Annotated in this window: 20 protein-coding genes; 9 read left to right on the plus strand and 11 right to left on the minus strand. The window is 52.0% G+C overall.

Annotated elements, in window-relative coordinates:
* Positions 1 to 426: transposase (locus ON072_RS09295; RefSeq protein ID WP_274626035.1), on the plus strand; the 426-nt coding region annotated here is incomplete at its 5' end.
* Between the two features lie 31 nt (positions 427 to 457).
* Here the strand turns inward: ON072_RS09295 and ubiT are convergent.
* Positions 458 to 976, minus strand: coding sequence for a ubiquinone anaerobic biosynthesis accessory factor UbiT (gene ubiT / locus ON072_RS09300; protein WP_028779819.1), 519 nt, complete (start codon positions 974 to 976; stop codon positions 458 to 460).
* Between the two features lie 140 nt (positions 977 to 1,116).
* Between ubiT and ubiU the strand changes: the two genes are divergently transcribed.
* Both ubiU and ON072_RS09310 read left to right on the plus strand, forming a co-directional pair.
* Positions 1,117 to 2,118 (plus strand): ubiquinone anaerobic biosynthesis protein UbiU, encoded by a 1,002-nt coding sequence (gene ubiU, locus ON072_RS09305; protein ID WP_044734919.1) that lies wholly within the window; start codon positions 1,117 to 1,119, stop codon positions 2,116 to 2,118.
* Positions 2,119 to 2,128: 10 nt separating this feature from the next.
* Positions 2,129 to 2,989, plus strand: coding sequence for a U32 family peptidase (locus ON072_RS09310; protein ID WP_096140785.1), 861 nt, complete (start codon positions 2,129 to 2,131; stop codon positions 2,987 to 2,989).
* Between the two features lie 44 nt (positions 2,990 to 3,033).
* On the opposite strand, the gene ON072_RS09315 is transcribed toward ON072_RS09310, so the two are convergent.
* Positions 3,034 to 3,741 (minus strand): DUF998 domain-containing protein, encoded by a 708-nt coding sequence (locus ON072_RS09315; RefSeq protein WP_045283546.1) that lies wholly within the window; start codon positions 3,739 to 3,741, stop codon positions 3,034 to 3,036.
* 516 nt (positions 3,742 to 4,257) lie between these two features.
* On the opposite strand from ON072_RS09315, the gene ON072_RS09320 reads away from it, so the two are divergent.
* From ON072_RS09320 to ON072_RS09345, 6 genes are all read left to right on the plus strand, one after another.
* Positions 4,258 to 5,802 (plus strand): methyl-accepting chemotaxis protein, encoded by a 1,545-nt coding sequence (locus ON072_RS09320; protein ID WP_208141991.1) that lies wholly within the window; start codon positions 4,258 to 4,260, stop codon positions 5,800 to 5,802.
* Between the two features lie 372 nt (positions 5,803 to 6,174).
* Positions 6,175 to 7,452, plus strand: a complete 1,278-nt coding sequence (locus ON072_RS09325) for a YjiH family protein (RefSeq protein ID WP_081782994.1) — start codon at positions 6,175 to 6,177, stop codon at positions 7,450 to 7,452.
* A gap of 139 nt (positions 7,453 to 7,591) precedes the next feature.
* A complete protein-coding gene (locus ON072_RS09330; RefSeq protein ID WP_261753138.1) occupies positions 7,592 to 11,242 on the plus strand; it encodes a two-component regulator propeller domain-containing protein in 3,651 nt (1,216 codons plus the stop codon).
* A gap of 89 nt (positions 11,243 to 11,331) precedes the next feature.
* On the plus strand, positions 11,332 to 12,198 hold the full coding sequence (locus ON072_RS09335) for a UDP-2,3-diacylglucosamine diphosphatase (protein ID WP_052658119.1): 867 nt from the start codon (positions 11,332 to 11,334) through the stop codon (positions 12,196 to 12,198).
* A 15-nt stretch (positions 12,199 to 12,213) separates the two neighbouring features.
* Positions 12,214 to 13,962, plus strand: coding sequence for a lysophospholipid acyltransferase family protein (locus ON072_RS09340; protein WP_261753137.1), 1,749 nt, complete (start codon positions 12,214 to 12,216; stop codon positions 13,960 to 13,962).
* A gap of 51 nt (positions 13,963 to 14,013) precedes the next feature.
* The gene (locus tag ON072_RS09345) at positions 14,014 to 14,421 is read left to right on the plus strand and encodes a CBS domain-containing protein (protein ID WP_025011917.1); all 408 of its coding nucleotides are present in this window, start codon (positions 14,014 to 14,016) and stop codon (positions 14,419 to 14,421) included.
* 37 nt (positions 14,422 to 14,458) lie between these two features.
* Here the strand turns inward: ON072_RS09345 and ON072_RS09350 are convergent, their stop codons facing one another.
* The 9 genes from ON072_RS09350 to lspA form a co-directional block, all read right to left on the minus strand.
* Positions 14,459 to 14,758, minus strand: a complete 300-nt coding sequence (locus ON072_RS09350) for a TapY2 family type IVa secretion system protein (protein WP_141250864.1) — start codon at positions 14,756 to 14,758, stop codon at positions 14,459 to 14,461.
* Positions 14,755 to 15,150, minus strand: coding sequence for a type IV pilin protein (locus ON072_RS09355; RefSeq protein ID WP_028779812.1), 396 nt, complete (start codon positions 15,148 to 15,150; stop codon positions 14,755 to 14,757). Before ON072_RS09355 ends, ON072_RS09350 begins: the two co-directional genes overlap by 4 nt.
* Positions 15,151 to 15,158: 8 nt before the next feature.
* Complete coding sequence (locus tag ON072_RS09360) at positions 15,159 to 18,740, minus strand: pilus assembly protein (protein ID WP_261753136.1); 3,582 nt, start codon at positions 18,738 to 18,740, stop codon at positions 15,159 to 15,161.
* Positions 18,737 to 19,195, minus strand: a complete 459-nt coding sequence (locus ON072_RS09365; protein WP_025011916.1) for a PilX N-terminal domain-containing pilus assembly protein — start codon at positions 19,193 to 19,195, stop codon at positions 18,737 to 18,739. Before ON072_RS09365 ends, ON072_RS09360 begins: the two co-directional genes overlap by 4 nt.
* Positions 19,196 to 19,205: 10 nt before the next feature.
* Positions 19,206 to 20,165: a PilW family protein gene (locus ON072_RS09370; RefSeq protein ID WP_025011915.1), complete on the minus strand. Its 960-nt coding sequence runs from the start codon at positions 20,163 to 20,165 to the stop codon at positions 19,206 to 19,208.
* A gap of 4 nt (positions 20,166 to 20,169) precedes the next feature.
* Complete coding sequence (pilV, locus tag ON072_RS09375; RefSeq protein WP_025011914.1) at positions 20,170 to 20,721, minus strand: type IV pilus modification protein PilV; 552 nt, start codon at positions 20,719 to 20,721, stop codon at positions 20,170 to 20,172.
* Positions 20,722 to 20,976: 255 nt separating this feature from the next.
* A complete protein-coding gene (gene ispH, locus ON072_RS09380) occupies positions 20,977 to 21,930 on the minus strand; it encodes a 4-hydroxy-3-methylbut-2-enyl diphosphate reductase (protein ID WP_025011913.1) in 954 nt (317 codons plus the stop codon).
* Between the two features lies 1 nt (position 21,931).
* Positions 21,932 to 22,354: an FKBP-type peptidyl-prolyl cis-trans isomerase gene (gene fkpB / locus ON072_RS09385; protein WP_261753135.1), complete on the minus strand. Its 423-nt coding sequence runs from the start codon at positions 22,352 to 22,354 to the stop codon at positions 21,932 to 21,934.
* 5 nt (positions 22,355 to 22,359) lie between these two features.
* A complete protein-coding gene (gene lspA / locus ON072_RS09390) occupies positions 22,360 to 22,875 on the minus strand; it encodes a signal peptidase II (protein ID WP_025011911.1) in 516 nt (171 codons plus the stop codon).
* Between the last annotated feature and the right edge of the window lie 3 nt (positions 22,876 to 22,878).

Genomic DNA, 22,878 nt, shown 5'->3' on the forward strand with positions numbered 1-22,878 from the left:
GCCCGCAAACGGGTAAAACGGGGGCGCTGGGTCTTACTCAAAAACAGAGATAATTTGACAGACAAACAGGCGGGTTATCTCAACGAGCTGTTGGAGTCGAACAAAAGCTTAATGACGGTTTACCTGCTCAGGGAGCAACTCAAGGAGATGTGGTACTGCACAGATGAAGCCGAAGCCACGGCTCAATGGAACCTCTGGTGGCAACAAGTCAGAGAGAGCGGTATCAGGCCGTTACTCCAATTTGGCCAGCGTCTTAAAAACTATCTTCATGGCATAGTTGCTTCAGCGGTTCATCCGTTGCACACCTGCCGACTGGAAGGGATGAACAACAAAATCAAACTGCTGAAGCGAATGGGCTATGGCTACCGGGATACCGAATACTTCTTTCTGAAAGTCAGAGAGGCGTTCCCCGGAGATCCGCGATGAACCTTTTTTTATGCCAGGATTTTACTGTTTGTCAGGCCCATTGAGGTGCGGTTTGTGAACTTTGCAGGAGCGTGGTCAGCATATTGGCCAGCTTATCCAACATCAGCTTCAACCCCTTTGGCATACTTTGAACATCTATGCCGAGCAGCAAGTTTTTAACCTCGAGGCCCAATTCGGTATCACCTTCAATACTGAGTCGGCGCTGGAAAAACAGGGTGTCAGGATCCTCTTTGGCAGCGGCGACCAGCAAGAGTTCGGCGCTATTGGCGCTGAAAGTGACTTCCGGAGCCGTAAAAGGCCGCACCTTGAAACCTTGTTCGAAACTGACTTCAAATGCCAACTCCATGTCCTCGACCCGAACGCCCACCCATTGCCCTTCAAGAAAGTCCAATTCACCATCCTGAACCTGTTCGCTGAGCAATACCGCCAATAGCTGCTGCAGTACGTTCGCCTTGATGGCGAAGGGAACCAAGGTCAGCGGTTTTCCAACCAACTTGGGAGCCAGAGTGAGAATATCGCGCGCCGCCTTGGCGGCTAAAGCCGTGCGCATCTTGAGTTACTCCTGATTAAAATGCCAAAACTCCGGCAGTCTAACCAAGTTTTATGATCATAAACCTGTTTTATATCAATTCTGTGAGATCCAAAGGTCGATAAACTGCGGCTTTGTTTGTAATTAGGGAGAAAGTTAACATGGAACTCCTGTGTCCGGCCGGGAACTTGGCATCACTCAAGGCTGCTCTCAACGCCGGCGCCGATGCCCTCTATCTGGGGCTGAAAGACGACACCAATGCCCGCTCATTTGCCGGACTGAACTTCACACCGACCAAACTGCAACAGGCAGCCAAAGAGGTAAAGTCACAAGGGCGCAAGCTGTATCTGACTATTAATACCTTTCCGCAACCGGGTGAAGAGAAACGTTGGTACCAGGCCGTCGATCTGGCCGCCAACACGGATATAGATGGACTGATCATGGCCGATCTGTCGCTACTGGATTATGCCCATAGCCACTACCCTCACCTGCCGCTGCATCTTTCGGTACAGGCCAGTGCCACCAATCTCGGCGCCTTGGCACTTTATAAGCGTGAATTCAACATTGAGCGCGCCGTACTCCCCAGAGTGCTATCCATCAAGCAGGTCAAAGATCTTGCCAAGGCCAGTCCGGTTGATCTGGAAGTGTTTGCCTTCGGCAGTCTATGTATCATGGCCGAAGGGCGCTGTCAGTTGTCTTCCTATGTGACTGGGGAATCGCCCAATTCAGGTGGCTCCTGCTCACCGGCAAAACATGTGCGCTGGCAGGAAAATCAGGGCTGTCGCCAGACCCGCCTCAACGAAGTCTTGATTGACAGCTCGGGGTTGAACGAGCAGATGGGCTACCCGGTTGTGTGCAAGGGACGTTATCTGACCGAAGAAGACAGCCAGCCGGGCTTTTTGCTGGAGTCCCCCACCAGCCTCAATACCCTGGACTTGCTGCCGGAACTGGCCCAGGCCGGCATAGTGTCACTTAAAATTGAAGGTCGCCAACGCAGCCCCGCCTATGTGGAACAGGTTACCCGGGTTTGGCGTCAGGCGCTGGACACCTATCAGAATGCGCCGGAGCGGTTCCAATCCAAACCCGAATGGCATGCCGCGCTGGCCAAAGTATCCGAGGGACAAACCACCACGCTGGGTGCCTACGAGCGCAGCTGGCAATAGGAAGTTTTCTATGAATATTTCTCTTGGCCCGCTGCTCTATTGCTGGCCCAAAGCACAAGTGCAGGCCTTCTACCGTGAAGTTGCAGACAGCACTATTCCACTGGTTTATCTGGGTGAAGCCGTTTGCAGCCGCCGCAGGCAGATGAAGTTTGCCGATTATCTGGCCCTGGCCCTTGAGCTCAAGGACGCCGGCAAACAGGTTGTATTGTCGACTCTGGCCTTGATAGAGGCACAATCCGAGCTTAAAGAGCTTAAAAAGCAACTCGATAATGGCGAGTTCATAGTTGAGGCCAATGATATGGCCGCCGTTGGTATGGCGCGGGAGCAGGGACTGCCTTTTGTCTGTGGTGCCAGTATCAATAACTACAACAGAGCCAGCCTGGAAAAGCTGCATCAATGGGGCATGCAGCGCTTTGTGATGCCCATTGAGCTGTCAAAAATGTGGCTGCAAAAAGTCACCGCCCCGACGCCAAACTTTGAAATTGAAGTACTGGGTCATGGTTATTTGCCATTGGCGCACTCGGCCCGTTGCTTCACCGCCCGTCATCAAGGGTTGGCAAAGGATGACTGTCAGACGGTATGCATCAAGCATCCAAAAGGCCTGGTCGCCCAGACCCAGGAGCAACAACCACTATTGCGACTCAACGGCATACAGACTCAGTCGGCAGCCCGCTGCGATCTCAGACGGGAAATACCAGAAATGAAACGTATGGGTGTTGACTGGTTCAGGGTTTCACCGGATGGCCATGACTCCATCGCTTTGGCGGAGTCTTTACTGCAAAATGCAGGGAGTGAAGTCGATGCTGAAACAGGCAAAGAAGCCTGTAATGGATACTGGCACGGCGCACCTGGCATGGTCTATAGACGTTAGCGTCAAGGTCTTAAGCAAACCCGTGCTGTGGGCTTTTCCGGCCTTTAATAAGGACTTTCAACAGGCTCCTGTTCATCGGGGGCCTTTTTTGTGCACAGCAACAAACACAAGACCCAGAGCATAAAGCTGCCGAGCCCCAGCCATTCGAGGACTGCCGGCCACCAAAAGTCAGGCCGAGGTAATTGCAGCACCAACTCATGGTAAAAGGGGTTATCCCCCTCGGTAATACCAAGTTCAAGATGCGGTAGAAACAGAAACGCGCCCAGACTGACGCCGCTGATAAGCGCCGGGATCAGAGTCCACAGAGTGGCGGCACCAAAGGGGCGCTGCAGCAGATAAACCAGGTAGCAGCCGACACTGATACAGCCAAAGATAAAAAACCACTTCAGCATCAGGATATGAAGGTGATAGACATTGACGGGAAACAGGCCAACACCGGCCAGGGCCATACAAGTCAGGGTCAGGCTGAGATACAGGAGATGGCCGCTCAATAAGCGAGACAACTGCAGGGTGAATAACCAACAGAGCACCAGGCTCAAACTGCCGAAGAACAAACCACCATTGAGCAGTACCGCCAACTTAGAATGGCCATAACTGCCCAGCTCACTCAGGCTGTGATTGAGCAGGCTGAACTCCCGCCCATCGCCGCTCTGATAGCCCCAGATAACCAAACCCAGGCCAAGCAGCAGTCCAAAGAGTCCCAGCAAACCAAAGCTCAACGCCATTCTTGCCAGTCTCTGTCTTCTTAACATGCCAGTGTATGCCCCGGATTCATTTTCTGGTGTCTAACTTACATGCTCCAGATTTTTTTTAAAGCCCGGGCAAGGTCTTTTTGCGTTACCGATCGCTTATTTACCCGAGTTTAAACAACAAAATTCGCTTCCGGTCGAATTATTGCACTTTGATGCCTCGGCCATTCTTTGCTGTTCTGGCATACCCTCCCGCAGGAGATGACAGTAACCTTGGTTACCAAGATCATGCCGGGTCTGGAAACTGCAGTTCCGCCCAAGAGCAAAAATACAGCGCTAGCAGATTTCACTGTGTCCAGCCGTTGGATTGCTTGTTTACAGAGTTTTATCCCGACTAAAACACTGGCCATCGGAGTTTTCAATTAGTATACATATCAATAACCTGCAAACGCTTTACCTCTAAAAAAGTTGCAAAAAGCGCTCACTCAAATAACCACAAAAATGTTATGCTTATCACACTTAAAACGATAATAAGGCCTGAATCAATATCGGGCCACTAACTCTGAGCCGGAATTAAAGATGTCCAGAAGGAATTCCACCACCACAGACAGGGAAGTCTGTCTGCAATCCACCGACGAACTCATTTCCACCACAGATCTTCGCGGCGTTATCACTTACGTCAACCCGGCCTTTGCTGAGATATCGGGTTTTTCTGAAGCCGAGCTGTTGGGCCACAGCCACAACATGGTTCGCCATCCCGACATGCCCAAGGCGGCCTTTGCCGAAATGTGGCAATGCCTCAAGGCCGGCAGTTCCTGGCGGGGATTGGTCAAAAACCGTTGTAAGGACGGTGGTTTTTACTGGGTCGATGCTTTCGTGTCCCCCATCTTTGAACAGGGTAAAATCATTGGTTATCAATCTGTCAGGGTTAAACCCAGTCAAGGCACCATCAAACGGGCCATCAAGGTATACAGTCGCCTGAATCAGGGCAAAAGAGTCAAAGATCCGCTGACGCTGACGCAAAAACGCTTGCTTTCGGCACTGATGGCAGGCTCTGGCTTACTGCTTAGCGGCTATATCTGGGGCTGGGGCGTGGTGTTGGCCGGAGCCATGTTGATGGCGCTCAATCTGGCTATCTTCTATGACGAAGCCTTTCGTATTCCGGCACGATTGATGGCACTCAAGCAAGAGTACGATTCTGTCAGTCGCTTCATCTATGCCGGGCACGATACCTCATCCGTGCTCGAATTTCAGTTGCAGCGTAAGGCCGCCATGCTTCAGGGCGTTTTGGGCCGGACTCAGGATCAAGCGCTTAAAACCAATGATATTGCCGCTCAGTTGGTGGTGGCCACAGAGCAGGCCAGAGTCGGCATGGATCTGGAACAACAACAGATGCAGCAGATAGCCAGTGCCATCGAAGAGCTGCATGCCACTATCAGTGAGGTGGCCGACAACACCCAGGCAACCTCAGGCCGTATAGATGAGGCTTATGGCCTATGTCGTCAAAGCCGGGATGTGATGCATCAGAACAGTGAACATATTCTCCACCTGGCCGATGATGTTGCCAGGGCGGCTTCCAATGCCAAACGCCTGAACGATGAAGCACAGCAAGTTGCCAACGCCATGTCGGAAATCGACGCCATTGCCGACCAAACCAACCTGCTGGCTCTCAATGCAGCCATAGAAGCAGCCAGAGCCGGCGAACAGGGACGCGGCTTTGCGGTGGTCGCCGATGAGGTCAGAGCCTTATCCGGCCGCACTCAGCAGTCCACCAAGAGTATATCTGCCAGCATAGAGGCCATGTTCAGCATGCTGACCCAGTGGGCCAATGAGATGGAAGCCAGTAGACAACAGGCACAGGAGTGCGCCACTGAAGCATTGTCGGCTGTGGAGTCCATCAACACAGTTAATCAGGGGATGGCTGAAATACACGATCTCGCCAGACAAAACGCCGTGACGGCAACCCAGCAAGGGCAAGTAGTGCAAGAGATAGCAGGCGGCATACAGACGATTCACGGCGCCACCAATGACAATGTCAGCGCCCTGTGTCAGGTTGAGCAAGCCGTATTGCAGTTAAAGGCCAGTGCCGACAGGTCGCTGAACCTGAGACAGACTTTCGGCTGAGACAAAGCCCAGGTTCAGCCTGAATAACAAATATTTAACCATTTCTTTTTGAAGGATTTTCCATAAGGAACTGCTCAAATAATAATTAAGCAAGGACAGGAAATAACTATGCTGTTGTGATCAAAGAGACAGAACTGACAGCGAATGAATTTACATAGCCGCGCTAAGGGGGTAATCTTGCCCCCTTAAATTCGGGGGCCGGTTGAATGAAAATGCATTCAGAGCCAATATTGCCCCTGGCGAGTAGCTTTGTTACTCATCCAATTAGTGTAGATTCAGGGTGTAATAACCGTGGCAGACGAAAAACAACCCCGCAACATAACAACCATACTCACCTTCCTGGTGCCATCTCTGCTCGGCGTCTTACTCTTTATGACGCCTATCAGCTATAACAACGAACTGACCATTCCTGTGGCGGTGTTGGCCGGTGAACTCAAGAATTTGCTCAATGATTATTTGACCAGCATAATTTGCGCCATAGTGGTATTTACCGCCACGGCCAGTGTATTGGTGAAACTCCTGCGCCCCGGTTTTATCCGCCGCAGCAAGTTTCTCAACTCCCTGTTGAATATCAGCCCTGCCTGGCTCTTGGTCAGGGTTTTGGGCGCCATATTTATCTGTCTGACCTTCTTCCAGGTTGGCCCTGAGATGCTCATAGCCGATTCCACCGGCGCCTTGGTGATGAATGGCCTGTTGCCACTGTTGTTCTGTGTATTCTTTTTTGCCGGTATGTTCCTGCCTTTGTTGCTCAACTTTGGCCTGCTGGAACTCTTCGGAACCTTACTGACCAAGTTGATGCGGCCGGTGTTCAACCTACCGGGACGCAGCGCCATAGACTGTATGGCCTCCTGGCTCGGGGATGGTAGCGTTGGTATTTTGCTGACCAGTAAACAGTATGAGAACCGCTTCTATACCCAGCGTGAAGCGGCGGTTATCGGCACCACCTTCTCGGCAGTCTCCATCACTTTTACCCTTGTGGTACTCACCCAAGTGAAACTGCAGGCAATGTTTGTACCCTTCTACCTGACAGTCTGTCTGGCCGGCATTGTTGCCGCCATAATAGTACCCAAGTTGCCGCCGCTGTCGCGCAAGAAGGATGTTTATGTTGATGGCAGCCCCAGACAGAAAGATGATGAGTCGCTGCCAGAAGGTCATAACTCTCTGTCCTGGGGACTGGATCTGGCGCTCACCAAGGCGTCCCACACAGGTGGCGTATTCAAGGTGCTCTCCGAAGGGGTGAAAAATGTCATCGATATGATCTTCGGTGTGCTCCCCGTCGTAATGGCATTGGGGACCATAGCTCTGGTCATCGCCGAATACACCCCGGTATTTAACTATCTTGGTAAGCCTTTTATTCCATTGTTGGAACTGATGCAGATCCCCGAAGCTACCCAAGCCTCCAAGACTATAGTCGTCGGGTTTGCCGATATGTTTATCCCCTCGATTCTGGCCACCAGCATAGAATCCGACATGACACGCTTTGTGATTGCGGCGCTGTCTGTCACCCAATTGATCTACATGAGTGAAGTAGGTGCCTTGCTTATCGGCAGCAAGATACCGGTGAAAATTTGGGAGTTGTTTGCCATCTTCCTGCTGCGAACCCTGGTTACTCTGCCTGTGATTGCCGGGATGGCACATCTACTGTTCTAAGGGCAATTTAGCCGGACTTCCCCACAACGGCCGCTACATGCGGCCGTTTTTTATTTCTAAGCACTAGAATGTGCTCACAAAATTCGCATTTCGGCCACCAGCATCTACACTGAAAAAAGTTCGTTTTTGAGGCTTTTCGGTGAAAATCTTTGCGTTGCTGCTCCTTTTTACGGCACTTTGGTGCCTCGATAGCCTGACGCCGTCATTGGGCTATCGCCCTGTCCTTGAGCAATTTCAGGCCGAAGACGGCTTGTCGATGAACACTGTCAATGACCTCGCCACAGACGATCGTGGTCACCTGTGGATAGCCACACAAGCCGGACTCAACCGCTTCGATGGCGAACATTTCAGAATCTACAGTAAGCAGGACGCTCCCTACGGCCCTAGTGGCAATCACATTGAAAGGCTACTGTTTTCAAGCCAGAAGGAGTTGTGGCTGCTGACCTTGAGCGATGGCCTGAATCTTTATCATCCGGACAGTGGCCGCTTTGAAATATTGGGTGCCGAAGCCGATCTGCCGCTGACCGGGATCCGCGAGCTGGCAGAAGACAAACAAGGCATGCTCTGGCTGCTGATGGATGATGCAAAGGTTTGGCGCTACGACCCCAAACGCCGCCAACGCCTGGATAGCCAGCAGCTTCAGACAAATACCGTTTCACAACTGAGGTTTTATGCAACACCTTCCGGCGACTTGTATCTTGCAGGAGACTCGCTCTGGCAGCTGGATGACAGCAAGTCCTGGCAACAGATGGCAATATTGCCGCAGTCTGCTCAGGTAGAGTCTCTGATACAGGCCAAAGACGGCAGTTTATGGCTCGCAAGCAAAGGAACGCTCTGGCACTGGTCTTTGGGAACCGAGGCCGTGCCTTACTCCATCAACCAACTTGGCGATGCCGGCTTTCGGCATATGGTTTTGGATCCACAGCAACGGCTCTGGTTGGCGGTGGATAAACTCGGTCTGCTGCGGTTTACACCTCAAACCCGGGAGCTTCTTTGGCAACCAAACAGCGATGGCAAGACCATCCAGACACTGCATCTGGATGACAGCAACCAACTTTGGATAGCGACCAAGGGAGCCGGTCTCGGTAAGCTGGATCTCAATCAGGAAGCCATGGGAAAGCTGCTCCCCAACAGTTTCGAGAACCACAACCTGGGTAATGGCGATGTCAGAGCGATTTTTCGCGATCATCTGGGGCAACTCTGGGTCGGCACCGCCAGCGGCCTTTATCAGGCACTGGAGTCTGACTCGGGCAAAATTCAAGGCTTCAAACCCTCGCCGCTGGCAAGCCAACTGCTGGATAAGGCCTTTATCGGCTTTATCAAAGAAGACAGTCAGGGCCGGCTTTGGATTGGCACCCGGGGCGAAGGCTTACTGATCTTCAATGCCGAGCGCGACAGCTATCTGCACTATCGCCATCAGGCCAATGAACCGGGCTCACTGCCGGCCAACACCCTCTACAGTTTAACCTTTGACCAAAGTGGCATTGCCTGGATAGCAACCAAAGAAGCCGGAGTCAGCCGTTATCTTGGTATCGAAAAAGGCTTTGCCGCACCGGATGCCGCGCCGCTGCCCAAAACAGAAACCACTTCGGTGCTGGAAGATGACGGCGGCAATATCTGGATCACCAGTTACGGTGAAGGCCTATTCAGGCTCAAGCCGGATGGCAGTGTATCTCATTGGTCCACGGATACTGAAGTCCCTCTACCCAGCAAGCACCTGTTTTCCATCTACCAACATCCGGATGGACAGTTATGGATAGCATCCAGCGACGGCGTATTCTCATTCACCCCGGATAGCGGGCAGGATCAAATGTTTGACCGCCAACACGGCCTGATCGGCGATGTCGCCTACCTGATGCAACATGATGCCGACAACAAACTCTGGATTGGCAGCGCCAGCGGCCTGTCACGGCTGGATCCCGCAACAGGCACAAGCCGGAATTTTGCTTATGAAGATGGCTTGCAAGCCAACGAGTTCAACTTTGGCGCCGGGTTTCTCGATCGGGACGGTAGCTTGTTTCTCGGCGGTGTAAAAGGTCTCAACCATATTCAGCCCCCCGCTTTACCCGCGAGGAAACCTCCGGCGCAGCCGATCATAGATGAACTGCAGGCGCTGGGGCAAACACAAGAGCACACACCAAAACCCTGGAGCCGACAAAAACTGGTTCTGGGGGTTGATGCCTTGCCGCTGAGTCTCAAATTCCACAGCCCGAACCTGCATCACGCCAGACATCTTGAGTATCAATACAAACTCGAAGGCATGCAGCAGGAGTGGCTCAATACCCGGGGGGCCAGAACCGCCTTCTTCCCGGCGCTCAAACCAGGTGACTATCGCTTTATGGTCAGAGCTGTGGATATTGACGGCAATACCAGCCCGGCGCAGAGCCTGCTGCTGAGCATAACCCCCAGGCCCTGGCAAAGCCCCTGGGCTTATACTATTTACAGCTTATTGTTGCTGAGCCTGATATTTGGCTTTGCTTATAACAGGTGGCAGAAGTTTATTGAGCAACGAAAACTGCTGCAACAGGTGGCGAGCAGCGAGCAAAAGCTGCAACTGGCACTTATCGGCAGTGGCGATGAGTTTTGGGATTGGGATTTGCAGGCACAGGAGGCCAATCGCAATAACGCATTTCTCTGGTATCCCGAGCCCGAAACCCACCTGAAAGATACGCTGGAGCGCTGTGTCCATCCCGAAGACTTGCCGCTCATCTGGCCCGAGATTGATGCCTGCCTCCATAAAGACCGGCAAGAATTTGAACTCAGCTATCGCGGCAAGACCCAGGACGACAGCTGGCTTTGGGTACTCAACCGTGGCCGGGTCATGGCCAGGGATCAAGAGGGGCGCCCTTTAAGGATTACAGGAACCATCAAGGATATTCAGAAACTGAAAGAAACCGAATCGGCACTGCGTCGTTTCAATCAGGAGTTGGAGCAGAGGGTTAAACAGCGCACTGAAGCGCTGCAACAGAGCAATGATGAACTGAACCACACCCTGGAAGAGTTACGACTGGCGCAGTCTGAACTGCTGGATAAGGAGAAAATGGCCACACTTGGTGGTCTGGTTGCCAGCATCACCCATGAAGTCAACACTCCCATAGGTATCTGTGTCACCGCGGCTTCGCATCTGGCGGAGAATGTTAAAGCCTTCAACAAGCGCTTTTACGCCGAGGATGTCGATCAGCAGGATTTCGAACAGTACCAGAGTGAAGTGGCCGACTGCAGCCGACTGATGCTGACCAACCTGGAACGCGCCGCCAAGCTGATCCGCAGCTTCAAACAGCTCTCCGTCGATCAATCCCATGAAGAACTGCGGGAATTTAACCTGGGGCACTATCTGGATGAGATTTTCCTGTCGCTCAACCCCATGCTGCACCGCTCGCCTCACAAGTACAGCTATCAATGCCCGGCCGACATCACCCTCAACTCCACTCCGGGCGTCTTTTACCAAATTATCAGTAACCTCTTTACCAATTCACTGGTACACGCCTTTCCAGAAGGAAGCGAGGGACGGATGTCGCTCAATGTCAGCCGCACAGATAACGGCATAGAGCTTGTCTACCGTGATGATGGTTGCGGCATGAATACCGAAGTACAGCAGAATATTTTTGTTCCCTTTTTTACCACCAAACGCGGTAAAGGCGGCAGTGGCCTGGGGATGAACATAGTCTATAACCTGGTGACTCAAGTACTTGGCGGCGAGATCCGTCTGATCAGTGCACCGGGTCATGGCAGCGAGTTCCGCATCATACTGCCAAATGATATAGAGGTAAGTTCAGGGGCGTCACAATAAGGTCATCAAGACGTCACTTCAAGGTCAAATAACTGACTTAGAGTCTTTCACAGTCAAACCCGTTTCACTGGTTTTATCCAGGAGCCGCGATGAAAGACAGCAAGTCATTGGTAGCAAAACCATCGACATTTCACCCATCCTCCCGCCGCGCAGCCGAGTCTGTCATCAAGCTCAACGCCCTCTGGCTCTCGGATATTCACCTGGGCAGCATTGACTGCAAGGCCGAATATCTGCTGCATTTCCTAAACAGCGTTCAGCCCAAGGTGCTGTATCTGGTGGGGGACATAGTCGATATCTGGGCCCTCAAACGCCGGGTATTCTGGCCCGAGAGTCACAACCAACTGCTGCAAAAACTGCTGCAAATGGCACAGAGCGGCATCAAGCTGGTGTATCTGCCCGGCAACCATGACGAGCTGTTTAAGGATTACCACCAGCTGCAACTCGCCGATGTCATTATCAGCAAAGAGTACAGACATCAAACCCTGAGCGGCAAAACCCTGCTGATGCTGCATGGCGATCAATTTGACTCCGAAGTCTGTATCGGCCGTATCACCGCCCGCCTCGGCGATCACCTCTACGATGTATTGATGTTTCTCAACCGCCAATTGCACAAGGTTCGCCGCCGTCTCGGTTATCCCTATTGGTCTTTGGCCGGCTTTATCAAGCAAAGAGTCGGCAAGGCCCAGCAAGCCATCAACAGTTTTCGCGAAGCCGTGGTGCGTTATGGCCGCAAGCAGAAGGTGGACGGCATCATCTGTGGCCATATTCACCAGCCGGAGCTCACGGAAATGAGCGGCTTTATCTATGCCAATGATGGTGACTGGGTAGAGAACTGCACTCTATTGACTGAAACCCTCGAGGGCGAGCTGCAACTCGAGCGCTGGAATGAACAACTGGGCCGGACCGAAGTACTGAAACGCTTCGCCTGGCAGGGACAAGAACAACAAGCTGCTTAAATCAGGTACCCCATTATGATGTTTACCGTCGATAAAGTCGTGGAATCCAATCTGCCCAATATCAACAGCAAGCCTTGGCTCGCCAAGCCAACCAAGGCCTTACTGCGTTATCTGCTTAATGAGCGGGAGTGCAATGATATCGCCGGCCAATTCAGTTTTCTCAAGGGCGTGGATTTTGTTGAACAAGTGCTGGAAAGCTTTGCCGTCAGCTATACGGTTCCGGACAGTGAGGTGGAAAACATTCCCCATCAGGGCCGGGTCGTTATCTTCGCTAATCATCCAATAGGTTCGCTGGATGCTCTGGTGCTGATAAAACTAATCAGCGAAGTCAGGCCTGACATTAAAGTGGTTGCCAACGAGCTGTTGATGACACTGACGCCACTGCACAACATCCTGCTGCCGGTTCGCAATATGACAGGCGGAACCCCCAGACAACACCTGGAGAAGATCCATCAACATCTGCGCAGTGAAGGCGCTGTGCTCATCTTTCCATCGGGTGAGGTATCCAGGCTCAGATCAAGCGGCATTCGCGATACCCAGTGGCAAACAGGCTTCCTGAAGATGGCTATCAACTGCAATGCGCCGCTGCTGCCCATGTATGTCGATGCCAAGAACTCGGCGACCTTTTACGGTGCTTCCATCTTGTATAAACCTTTGGCTACCCTGCTGTTGGTCAAGGAGATGTTTAAACAAGCCAGTAATACTCTGCCGCTGCGTATCGGCGAGCTTATCCCGGCCGAAGCGGTCAGCGGCAGTGACTTCCCGCTTAAAACCCGGGTCAGCCTGCTGAAGAACCACCTCTATCGCATAGGCAAGAACCGCAGCCCACTGTTCAACACCCAGAGCGCCATCGCCCATCCGGAAAAACGTCGTGAGTTGCAACAGGCTTTACTGCAGTGCGAACAGCTTGGTCAAACTCAGGATGACAAGCAGATTTTCCTCTATCGCCATCAGGGCAGCAGCCCAGTGATGCGGGAAATAGGTCGGCTGCGGGAGCTGGCTTTTCGCGCCGTGGGTGAAGGCACAGGAAAACGCAGAGACATAGACAAATACGACTCCAGTTATCTACACCTGGTACTCTGGGATCCCAAGGAGCTGGAGATAGTCGGCGCCTACCGTTTTGCCGAAGTCGCCCGCTTGCACAGTGCAGGTGAAAACCTCTACAGTGAGTCACTGTTTCACTATCAAACAGAATTTGCTCCCTATTTCGCCAAGGGCCTGGAGCTCGGCCGCAGCTTTGTGCAGCCTAAATATTGGGGAAAGCGCAGTCTCGATTATCTCTGGTACGGCATAGGTGCCTTTCTGGCTCGTCATCCCGGCTACCGCTACCTTTTCGGTCCTGTGACCATAAGCAATCAGTTGCCGGCACAGGCCAAGGAGATGTTGGTGCACTTCTACCTGCAGCAGTTTCCCTGTAAGACGCAGCTGACACAGTCTTTCACGCCTTTTGGTCTGCCTCCTGAGCGCCAGGCTGAGCTGGATAAGCTCTATGTTGATTCAGATTACCAAGGCGCATTCAAACTGCTCAAGCAGACCCTTGCCAGTATGGGTGCCGCTGTGCCAACTCTCTACAAGCAATACGGCGAACTTTGCCAGCCTGATGGGGTGCGCTTTCTCGCCTTTGGAGTGGATGCCGACTTTGCCGACTGTATCGATGGTTTGGTGCTGGTGGACTTGGACAAACTCAAGTTCAAGAAACGCAGCCGCTATATCGATTGTCATCTGCAAGAACTCAATCAGCAAGATGAAAACGCTCCGAGTTAGCATTATTGACAGGGCTCTGATATAACAAAGAAAAGGTTATGGAGGATCCCTATGCAGCTCTGCATCGCCGATATCATGATCACCCGGGTCGTCACAGTGGAAATGGACGACCGCCTGAGTGTGGCCAAAGAGATATTTCATCATGCAGGCTTTCATCATCTGCTGGTGGTGGATGATGAAGGCAAGCTGGAAGGCGTCTTGTCCGAACGGGATCTGCTGCGGGCCTTAAGCCCCAATCTTGGCAGCGAAACGGCCACCAGCAGAGATCTGGAGACCCTCAATAAGCGGGTGCATCAAGTGATGAGCCGTAATCCTGTGACCGTTGCGCCGCATCTAGGCTTGGCTCAGGCATCCAGACTACTGCTGGAGAAAGATATAGGTTCACTGCCGGTACTGGAAAACGGTGAGATTGTCGGCATAGTGACCTGGAAGGATCTATTGCGAGCCTATTGCTGTTAACCACAATAGGCTCAGACTTCATAGGCCTGGGTGAAAGCTATCTCAGAGTTACCTCATCCAACTTACGGGCCTTTTCAGAGCTGAACTCCTCATTGAGCAACACACACTCACTGGCCTGCTTGATATAGTAACGTTTCCCCTGAGTATCCTTGAGCGGCTTGCTACTCAAACGCGCCATCAATAGCGGCTGCTTTTCCAGATCCCAACGATAGAAGGCAATTTGCTCTCCCTTGCTGGTGATCAAGTGACACTTCACCTCTTGCCGCTCGGCGGCATGAGTTGTCAAAACGATACCGGGCAAGATGAGCAACAAGCCATATTTGATTGATTTCATCATTTCCAACACTCCGCAGAGGCGCCGCCTTTAACCCCGGCGTCAGTCAAGGTCAGCGTCTTGCACTTGCTGTCACGACTGGCTTGTACCCCTTGCGCCGTTGCTGTCAGGGTAAAACTGCCGGTGCCGGTTGACGCTATGCTGTAGTGACCATTTTCAGTAATAAAGGGGCTGGCATTGAGCCCCAGTTTGGTCATATCCGTGGCGTAAGTGCGATTGTCCAAATAGTACTGCTCCTGCAGATTGGCCAGTCGCATCAAGGCTGCATGAGCCTCAGCCCTGGTACTCTTGGCAATGTACTGCACATAAGAGGGATAAGCGATCGCCGCCAGTATGCCGATAATGACCACAGTGATCATGACTTCTATCAGGGTAAAACCCGCTGCTTTTTTCATCTCTTATCCTACTCATTCACATGATAATAAATCTTGTTGGTACTCAGGCCTGTATCCAGCGCCACTGTACCGGAACAGTTTTCACCGGTTTCATCACACTCACCGCGACCAATAATCAAGGCAGCATCTGGATTGTCCGGATTATCCGGGTCATCTGGATCTTTGGGCGGGGTAATGATCTTGGGTGGCTGAGGAATACAATCCTCACACACTTCCAAAAACTCATAATTGTAACGCCCGCCTTTATGCAGGTCGAAACTGTACAAGCGTCCGGTCGAAGAGATGAGACAGCTATTTTCAGTTTCGGGTGTCGACTGCGCCGGCACAAAGGAGGTGAAGTAGACACGCCCTTTGATGATGGCCGAAGGTGACAGACTCTTCTCGCCAATGACAGAGAAGTTATAGTACCAGCCCAGCTTGGTACCAAAGTCGATATTCTCACTGTCGCTGCTTGGCGCCGCCGATGTCACATTGTAAAGGTTGGCCAAAGTGATCGGGCTGGGCACTGTCGCACCTGAGCCGCCAAAAGTCTTGGTCACCACGTTGCGATCCTGCAGCACAAAGAACATATCTTCGGCATCGGTAGCCAGTGGTGACGCCCTGTTACCACTGCCGAGCGTAACGGCATCATAAGGTACGTTTTGATATGCCGTAGTAGTACTGGTGTTACCGTCGGCATCTGTCGTTGTCACCCGGGTGACATTGGTAAATACTGTCTGAGCCACCACAGGTTCATAGAAGAAGCGGCGATCGGAAGATGCCAGCGCGCCGCCCACAGAGGCAAACTTGAAGCCACTCCAACTGGAGGTGTTTTCTGAAGGCATATCCATACGCCAGACATTACCCCCAAGGTCTGCGGCATATAACCTGTCTGTAGCGCCATCACTGTTGCTGTCGAGAGTGGCTATTGAACCGGCAATGCTGTGTTCTATGCCGGTCAACGCTGTGCCACCATCGACACCAAAGCTATGCTTGAGTACCCCGGTTTCGGCGTCGACCAAGTACACATTGCGGCCATCTGAGTTGCTGCCTGTGTTGGCGTCATATCCCAGATTGTAACCACCGCCGAAGATCACTACAGGTTTATCTGAACCCGGCACCTTAGTCACAACCGGTGTCGACCAAGTCTGCCCCATATTGGCAAACCCGGCGCTATTGTTGTCAATCCGCCACATCATTCGAGGCGAATCCGGGGCGGTAACATCGAAGCCATAGTAGGAACTCCCGCCCCTACGCATGCCGAAGAAGATCCAAGCCTTGGTAATGGCACCCGAGTCGTTGCGCTCCAAATAGGAAACCGGCGAGCCATCTATGCCATAAACACTGTGACCATTGGCATAGCTGTTATCTCTGAGTTCCTGCACATTACTGAGTAGCTCATAGGGCATAAAGGCCCAACTCTCTTCAACACTGCTACCCGTGTCTTTGAAGGCATGTAACATACCATGGTTGGTGCCAACGAAAATGCGCACATTGCTATTGCCATCGCCACCAAAGTCAATGGCAAGCGGTTGCGAGTGCATGGGGTCACCCATGATATCGCCGCGAACCCCGTTGTAATCATCAGAGGTAAATTCGCCATTTTCATCTTTATCGACATTTTTGCCCTTGATCCACTCAAAGGCTTTTTCCAGCTCAGAGCTTTCTGTACCGGCGGCTACACTCATGTTCATATGAGTCAACAAGGCAAGGTCACCACCGGCATAGCTGGAAGCCTGATTCTTGCTTAGGGTCGCGAGGCCTCCACCTACCTTGATGTTACTGTAGAGAGTACGGCTGTCAGGTACTATGGTTCTGGCTGCACCGCCTTCCTGTACATCGTTGCCATCTGGGTCCGGAGAGCAGTTACTCCATAGACTACAAGCCGTGTCCGCAATACCACCCGAACTTGAGATAGCCGGTCTGTCGTTGGCATCTATCAGTACGCCTGAGGAGTTCACCTTCAACTTCTTCAGGTTACCGGCCCACTTGGGCCCTTGAGATGGGCTGAACAAGGCATAATAGGCAGAGTCCAGAGTTCGGGTTGGGTCAGCATTACTGAAGGCTACCCCTGGCGCCGAAAACCTTTGTCCTTCGTCCGTGATACTGTCAAGCACATTGCTGAAGGCCTGCTGCAGATCGGCCACACTATTGGCAGCATGGTATTTGCCCTTTCCTCGTTTGGCAGTCTCTTCCAGCAAGGGCTCGGCCGCAGATCCCTCATCCAGCGCAAAACCTATGGTGTGAGTCACCACCCTTTGGAATTTCTCCGTGGCCGGCAAAATATCGTTGCGATACATGTAACTGGCCAGCGCCGGCAGATAGCTCTTCTTTTCTCTACCGTAATAATCTACTTCATAGGTGTATGGGCTGTAATTACCGTCGGAGTTCACCCCCGAAGCGCTTGTAATGGATTGAATCGCGGCATCGGCAGATGAGTCCAGCGTTGGCACCCCATCGGTAATATAGATGATATAAGCAATATCACTACAGACACTCATGGGAGACTTATAATTACCGCTATTCTCAATGGTCGTGTCATACATAGGCCTGTTGGCGGTATACTTTATCGAGCCACTGTTATAGTTTCTATCACTGTGGCCAAAGGTAATCGGGCCGCCGCTAAAGTACCGATAGGCTTCAAACAAAGTTTCACAAAGTGGAGTGTTGGTTTCGGCCGGCAGGTTTTCAACCGTACTGATCAGGGTTTCTTTCTCAGGCGCCGTGCGGCTACGAATACCGGCGACGATTCGGCCACCATCCCGATCCCCCTCATAGCGATAGTTCATATTGAATACCGCCAGGCCAAAATCAACCGTCGGCATCGAACTTATCACCCCGGCGATAGCTGTCTTGGCAATATCCAGTCTGCTGAGGTCTTGAGTATCATCCAAGTCGCCATTCTTATAAAGGGTGTACCAACGCAGATAATTGTCAGTGTATAAGGTTACCAGCTCGCCTTGGTTAAAGCCCATGGATTGCGCGTTGCTGAGTGCATTTGCTTCATTGCTGTATGGAATATAGTTTTTACCCACTTTGACGCTATTCTGTGGATAGCCATCACCATAGGTAATCCCATCTACTGTGATACCGTTATTGCTTGGATTGGCGGCTTCAATATCTTCCCAACAGTCCACCGGGTTGTTCTTTTCGGCGCCACTGTTTTCTTTTATCTGCTGCCAGGTTCCCTTGGCATTACCGGAAAACACAAACTCTCGGATATAACCGGTAAAACGACCATAGCGATCCAAGGCGGTTTTAGCGACGGCGCAACCATTGAGAGCATCGTTGAAACGGCGCGATTCCGAAGGGCTGTCCGGCACAGGTAATGAACTTTCATCCATCCCGGAGCCGACGGTAAAGTAGATCATCCTTCCTTGATAGGAATTCGAGGAACCGACAGGGGGATACTCTTCGGTTGGATCATATCCTCCTGGCACTCCGGTTTCTATGGTATCCATGGATGCCGAATTATCAAAAATAATCAGCACCTTGGCTCGTCCCTGATTTGGCGGCGGGATCAAGTAAAGGTCTGTATCATCGGCCGAGACTTGCCCGGAAGAGCCAACCAGCACAAACAACAAACCGCATAAACACTTTTTGAGTTTCATGATCCGCTCCCGTTAAGCACTTCCTGCTCAACTCCTTCGATAACTGTCAGTTGCCCGAGGTTGTCCCGGCCGTACCTAACCTGGCTGGAAACCTCCACTCTTCGGCACTTGATAAGATCTGTACCGCTGGCATCCCTGCTACGCTGACAGGAAACATTCCTGGCATCCACAGTGCCATCACTCTTCAATGGCAAAGGCGTCAAAACCTGAGTGCCACCCGAATAGTTGTTGCCTGAATCTATCGCTGTCATTGTCGCCAATTCTGCTTGGCTCTTGGCATTCAATACCGCCTGCAAACCACCGTCGGCCAAGGCCTTGGCTTCCACCCGCTCGGCACCGGCGCCGGCCATACGCAGCGACTGACTGGAGTTAACTGCCAGAGCCACCCCAATCAGGGTCAGAATAATCAAGAGGATAAGTGCGAAGAACAGTACGACTCCCCGCTGTTGTCTTATTTTCATCTGCTTAGTTCCTAATCAACACAGGGTTTTCAAGTACCACTGTGGTCGAAACCACTTTCCGGCGGAAGTTATCGCCACCACCACTGATGGCTCTGTCGCCGGTTTTGTCGCCCAGTGAGTAAGTCGCATTATTGGTGTAACTATTGTCAGCATTGGGCGAACGCACCAATAAAAATATTCTCAAGGCCACTATTCGCTGGAACAACTGGTTGTCCCACATCAGATCCGTCACATTCTGTACCGGCATAAAGCTATCGGCCGTGTCATCACCGTTCTCGTCGAAACCATAGAGAATACGCATGTTTTCGATACCCTCGACCAAGGGCTCGTCTACGTTCATTCCGCTGGCAGAGAGTGATTTACGGGTCAGAACCGGCACGCCGTTGTTGTCTTTAATAAAGTAGACATGGTGTTGGTATTCCCACACCCTCTGGTTTTCAAGGCCGGGATCTGTATCTTTAAAAAACACCGCCTGGCTGGCCGTTGCTGCCACCCGAAAACCACTGGTGGCTCCGGGAGGGCCTACCAGTCGTTTAATCTGAATCACATCTGTCCCTGTCATCGCTGAATTGACACAGCTCAGTGAGCCGGCACTCACCCCGGCCTCATACCCCCAAAGACGTCTGAAGTGGGCCGGTTGGCCATTGGGCAGAGTGGCATTGTTGAGCCCTTGTCCAATACAATCTGTCCCGACAGCATCATCGACCCGAGCGTTGGTACCCAGCACGAAATCTGTCCCTGTCATATCGCCAAAGAAGCCTACCTGACTCAGATCCGGCACCATGATGGCCAACGCAATACGGCCATTTTCCTGTAACTGATTGAACTGCCCTGTGGTAGTAACATTAGTGGCAGACATACTGAACATGGCGAACAATCCGAGCGCCAGAAACAGACTGATGACCATGGCCACCATGAGTTCTACCAGAGAAAAACCCGACTGCTTTGAATTTTTCACACTCACCGCCTTAACCTTGATTGATCACTGTCTTGAGGATAAAGACCCGCCGGCGCTTACCCAAGCTACTGCCGCAGTCAGTCGTTTCATAGGCGGTGCCGGCGGTTTCCTGAATGCCTCGCCATGCCATCACAATAGTGACATTGCTGCCATTGACATTCAGACAAGCGGTAGCACTGTCGAGGCCGCCGACATTCTGGCTGCCCACGGCTTCAGCGGCGCCGGTAAAGAGTTCTTGCCATTGGTAAAGATCCCAGGCCAGGGTCTCGGCAGCAGTGCAGGTCACCGTGGCACCAAGGGCCACATCGCAGGATTTTGCAGGAGCACTTCCGCCCCCGGAATAGGGAGAGCCGTCGTCGTAATTATTCAGTACCGTGTTATTAAGCTTCATCCGATTGAGGATATCGTTGGCAAAGTACGCCGCCTGAGTCTGTTGAAATGATTCAAAGCTGGCGCGCTTTGCCACTATATGTAAATTAAATATCCCGATAAGCCCTATCACCAAAATGACGAGCGCTACCATAACCTCAATCAGAGAGAATCCCTCTCTCCGTTTTTTCATCTGTGTCAAATCTCCAGACAATGCCATGTTTTTGACAATAAATTCAGCCTATTAGTTCTTTAATATCTTATAGTTAGCTCAAGACCACAATAATACCTGTTAATGATAGTTGAGTCGAATGTAAATCTCCAGTAACAAAGAACGCTAATAAATTCAAGCCTTATAAGAGGTATTTTTTCCATAAAAAAAAGAGGCTTAGATAGCCTCTTCTTAAAATGCTTTTCACTTATATAAGCGCAATAAATCCGCGGCTTCTTACCTTAGCTCCACCGGAACGGCAAACACGGTATCTTCCTTGCGCCCTTCCACTTCGGTCACCACACTTGGCGCCAGTTTGGCTATGGCCTCAACCACCTGCTGCACCAACACCTCAGGAGCAGAAGCCCCGGCAGTAACGGCAACCTTGCTGACGCCATCAAACCAATCCCGCTCAACATCATCGGCGTTATCCACTAAATAGGCCTGAGTGCCAGACTTGAGCGCCAGTTCGCGCAGTCTGTTGGAGTTGGAGCTGTTTTTGGAGCCAACCACTATCAACAAGTCCACATCCTGGGCCATCTTACGTACCGCATCCTGGCGGTTTTGAGTCGCGTAGCAGATATCGTCTTTACGAGGACCTTCAATCGAAGGGAACCGCTTCTGCAGCGCAGCAATAATATCCAGGGTATCATCCACCGACAGCGTGGTTTGGGTGACAAAGCAGAGATTGTCTGGCTCTTTCACCTGCAATGCATCCACGTCGGCCGGAGACTCAATGAGATAGACTCCCCCTTCAGGGTTATCGTACTGCCCCATGGTGCCTTCCACTTCGGGATGACCGGCATGACCGATAAGAATGCACTCAATTCCCTTACGACTGGCGCGGGTCACCTGCAGATGCACCTTGGTCACCAGAGGACAAGTGGCATCAAACACCTTAAGACCGCGACGCTTGGCCTCATTGCGCACCGCCTGTGACACCCCATGGGCACTGAAAATCACTATGCTGTTGTCGGGTACCTGATCCAGTTCGTCGACAAAAATCGCCCCGCGCTGCTTGAGATCTTCAACCACATAACGGTTATGCACCACTTCATGGCGCACATAGATAGGCGGGGAAAAGAGTTCCAGCGCCCGCTCGACTATACTGATGGCCCGGTCGACACCGGCACAGAAGCCTCTGGGATTGGCCAGCAATATGTTAAGACCGGTAGATTTTGCTACTGACATATCAAAGCTCCTGCAATACTTCCAGTTCAAATGTCACCTGGTGGCCCGCCAGCGGATGGTTCAGATCCACTGTGACAGAATCACCGGCTATCTCCCTGACAATTCCGGGTATTTCACTGCCGCCAGGGCCGGCGAAACTGACGATAACGCCGGGTTCCAGCGTCATATCTGCCGGGAATCGGCTGCGATCCAAGTGATGAATGGTATCGGGATTGGACTCGCCGAAAGCATCGGCAGGGGCCAAGGTAAAGCTGTGATTGTCGCCGGTTTTCAGCTTAAGAAGCTCAGCCTCAAACGCCGGGCTCAGGCTGCCGTCACCGATATTGAGCCGGGCGGGTTTACCGGAGGCTTTGGTGCTGTCGGCGGTCGAGCCGTCTTCCAGCAGTATATTCAGGTGACACAAGAGGGATTTCACATCAGACATCTGTGTTACTCCTTGGCTTCATTCTGCTTGGCTGCGGCCTTGTCACCGCCGAAAAATGAATCCCAGATGATCAGGACTGCGCCAACACAGATAGCCGAGTCAGCGATATTGAATGCCGGGTAGTGACTGGTTTTCCAGTAGAAATCGAGGAAGTCCACCACAAAACCGTGCATCAGGCGATCGACAAGATTTCCCAGCGCGCCGCCTATTACCAGAGTGTAAGCCAGGTTTAGACGCCACAATCCGGCCGATTGCCGTCTGAGCCAAACGGTCAGCAACACACTGAAACCGACAGCGACGGCGGTAAATAACCAACGCTGCCAACCGCCGGCATCACTGAGGAAGCTGAAGGCGGCGCCATAGTTACGTACATAGGTCAGATTAAAGAAAGGCAACAGCTGCACCGATTCATACAGCTTGAAGTTACCCAATACCCACTGTTTGGACAGCTGGTCAGCCAAAAAAGCCAACACAGCCACCCAATACCAGCGCAGGCCACTTTGTTTCCAGTCTGCGGGCATGTT

It is taken from the genome of Shewanella sp. K8 (genome assembly GCF_028823715.1).
Taxonomy (GTDB): Bacteria; Pseudomonadota; Gammaproteobacteria; order Enterobacterales; family Shewanellaceae; genus Shewanella; species Shewanella algae.

Excerpts from the sequence above, each read along its gene's own strand:
- ubiT (WP_028779819.1), bottom strand. The coding sequence starts at position 976 with ATGCGCACGGCTTTAGCCGCCAAGGCGGCGCGCGATATTCTCACTCTG.
- ubiU (WP_044734919.1), top strand. The coding sequence starts at position 1,117 with ATGGAACTCCTGTGTCCGGCCGGGAACTTGGCATCACTCAAGGCTGCT.
- ON072_RS09310 (WP_096140785.1), top strand. The coding sequence starts at position 2,129 with ATGAATATTTCTCTTGGCCCGCTGCTCTATTGCTGGCCCAAAGCACAA.
- ON072_RS09315 (WP_045283546.1), bottom strand. The coding sequence starts at position 3,741 with ATGTTAAGAAGACAGAGACTGGCAAGAATGGCGTTGAGCTTTGGTTTG.
- ON072_RS09320 (WP_208141991.1), top strand. The coding sequence starts at position 4,258 with ATGTCCAGAAGGAATTCCACCACCACAGACAGGGAAGTCTGTCTGCAA.
- ON072_RS09325 (WP_081782994.1), top strand. The coding sequence starts at position 6,175 with ATGACGCCTATCAGCTATAACAACGAACTGACCATTCCTGTGGCGGTG.
- ON072_RS09335 (WP_052658119.1), top strand. The coding sequence starts at position 11,332 with ATGAAAGACAGCAAGTCATTGGTAGCAAAACCATCGACATTTCACCCA.
- ON072_RS09340 (WP_261753137.1), top strand. The coding sequence starts at position 12,214 with ATGATGTTTACCGTCGATAAAGTCGTGGAATCCAATCTGCCCAATATC.
- ON072_RS09345 (WP_025011917.1), top strand. The coding sequence starts at position 14,014 with ATGCAGCTCTGCATCGCCGATATCATGATCACCCGGGTCGTCACAGTG.
- ON072_RS09350 (WP_141250864.1), bottom strand. The coding sequence starts at position 14,758 with ATGATGAAATCAATCAAATATGGCTTGTTGCTCATCTTGCCCGGTATC.
- ON072_RS09355 (WP_028779812.1), bottom strand. The coding sequence starts at position 15,150 with ATGAAAAAAGCAGCGGGTTTTACCCTGATAGAAGTCATGATCACTGTG.
- ON072_RS09360 (WP_261753136.1), bottom strand. The coding sequence starts at position 18,740 with ATGAAACTCAAAAAGTGTTTATGCGGTTTGTTGTTTGTGCTGGTTGGC.
- pilV (WP_025011914.1), bottom strand. The coding sequence starts at position 20,721 with ATGAAAAAACGGAGAGAGGGATTCTCTCTGATTGAGGTTATGGTAGCG.
- ispH (WP_025011913.1), bottom strand. The coding sequence starts at position 21,930 with ATGTCAGTAGCAAAATCTACCGGTCTTAACATATTGCTGGCCAATCCC.
- fkpB (WP_261753135.1), bottom strand. The coding sequence starts at position 22,354 with ATGTCTGATGTGAAATCCCTCTTGTGTCACCTGAATATACTGCTGGAA.
- lspA (WP_025011911.1), bottom strand. The coding sequence starts at position 22,875 with ATGCCCGCAGACTGGAAACAAAGTGGCCTGCGCTGGTATTGGGTGGCT.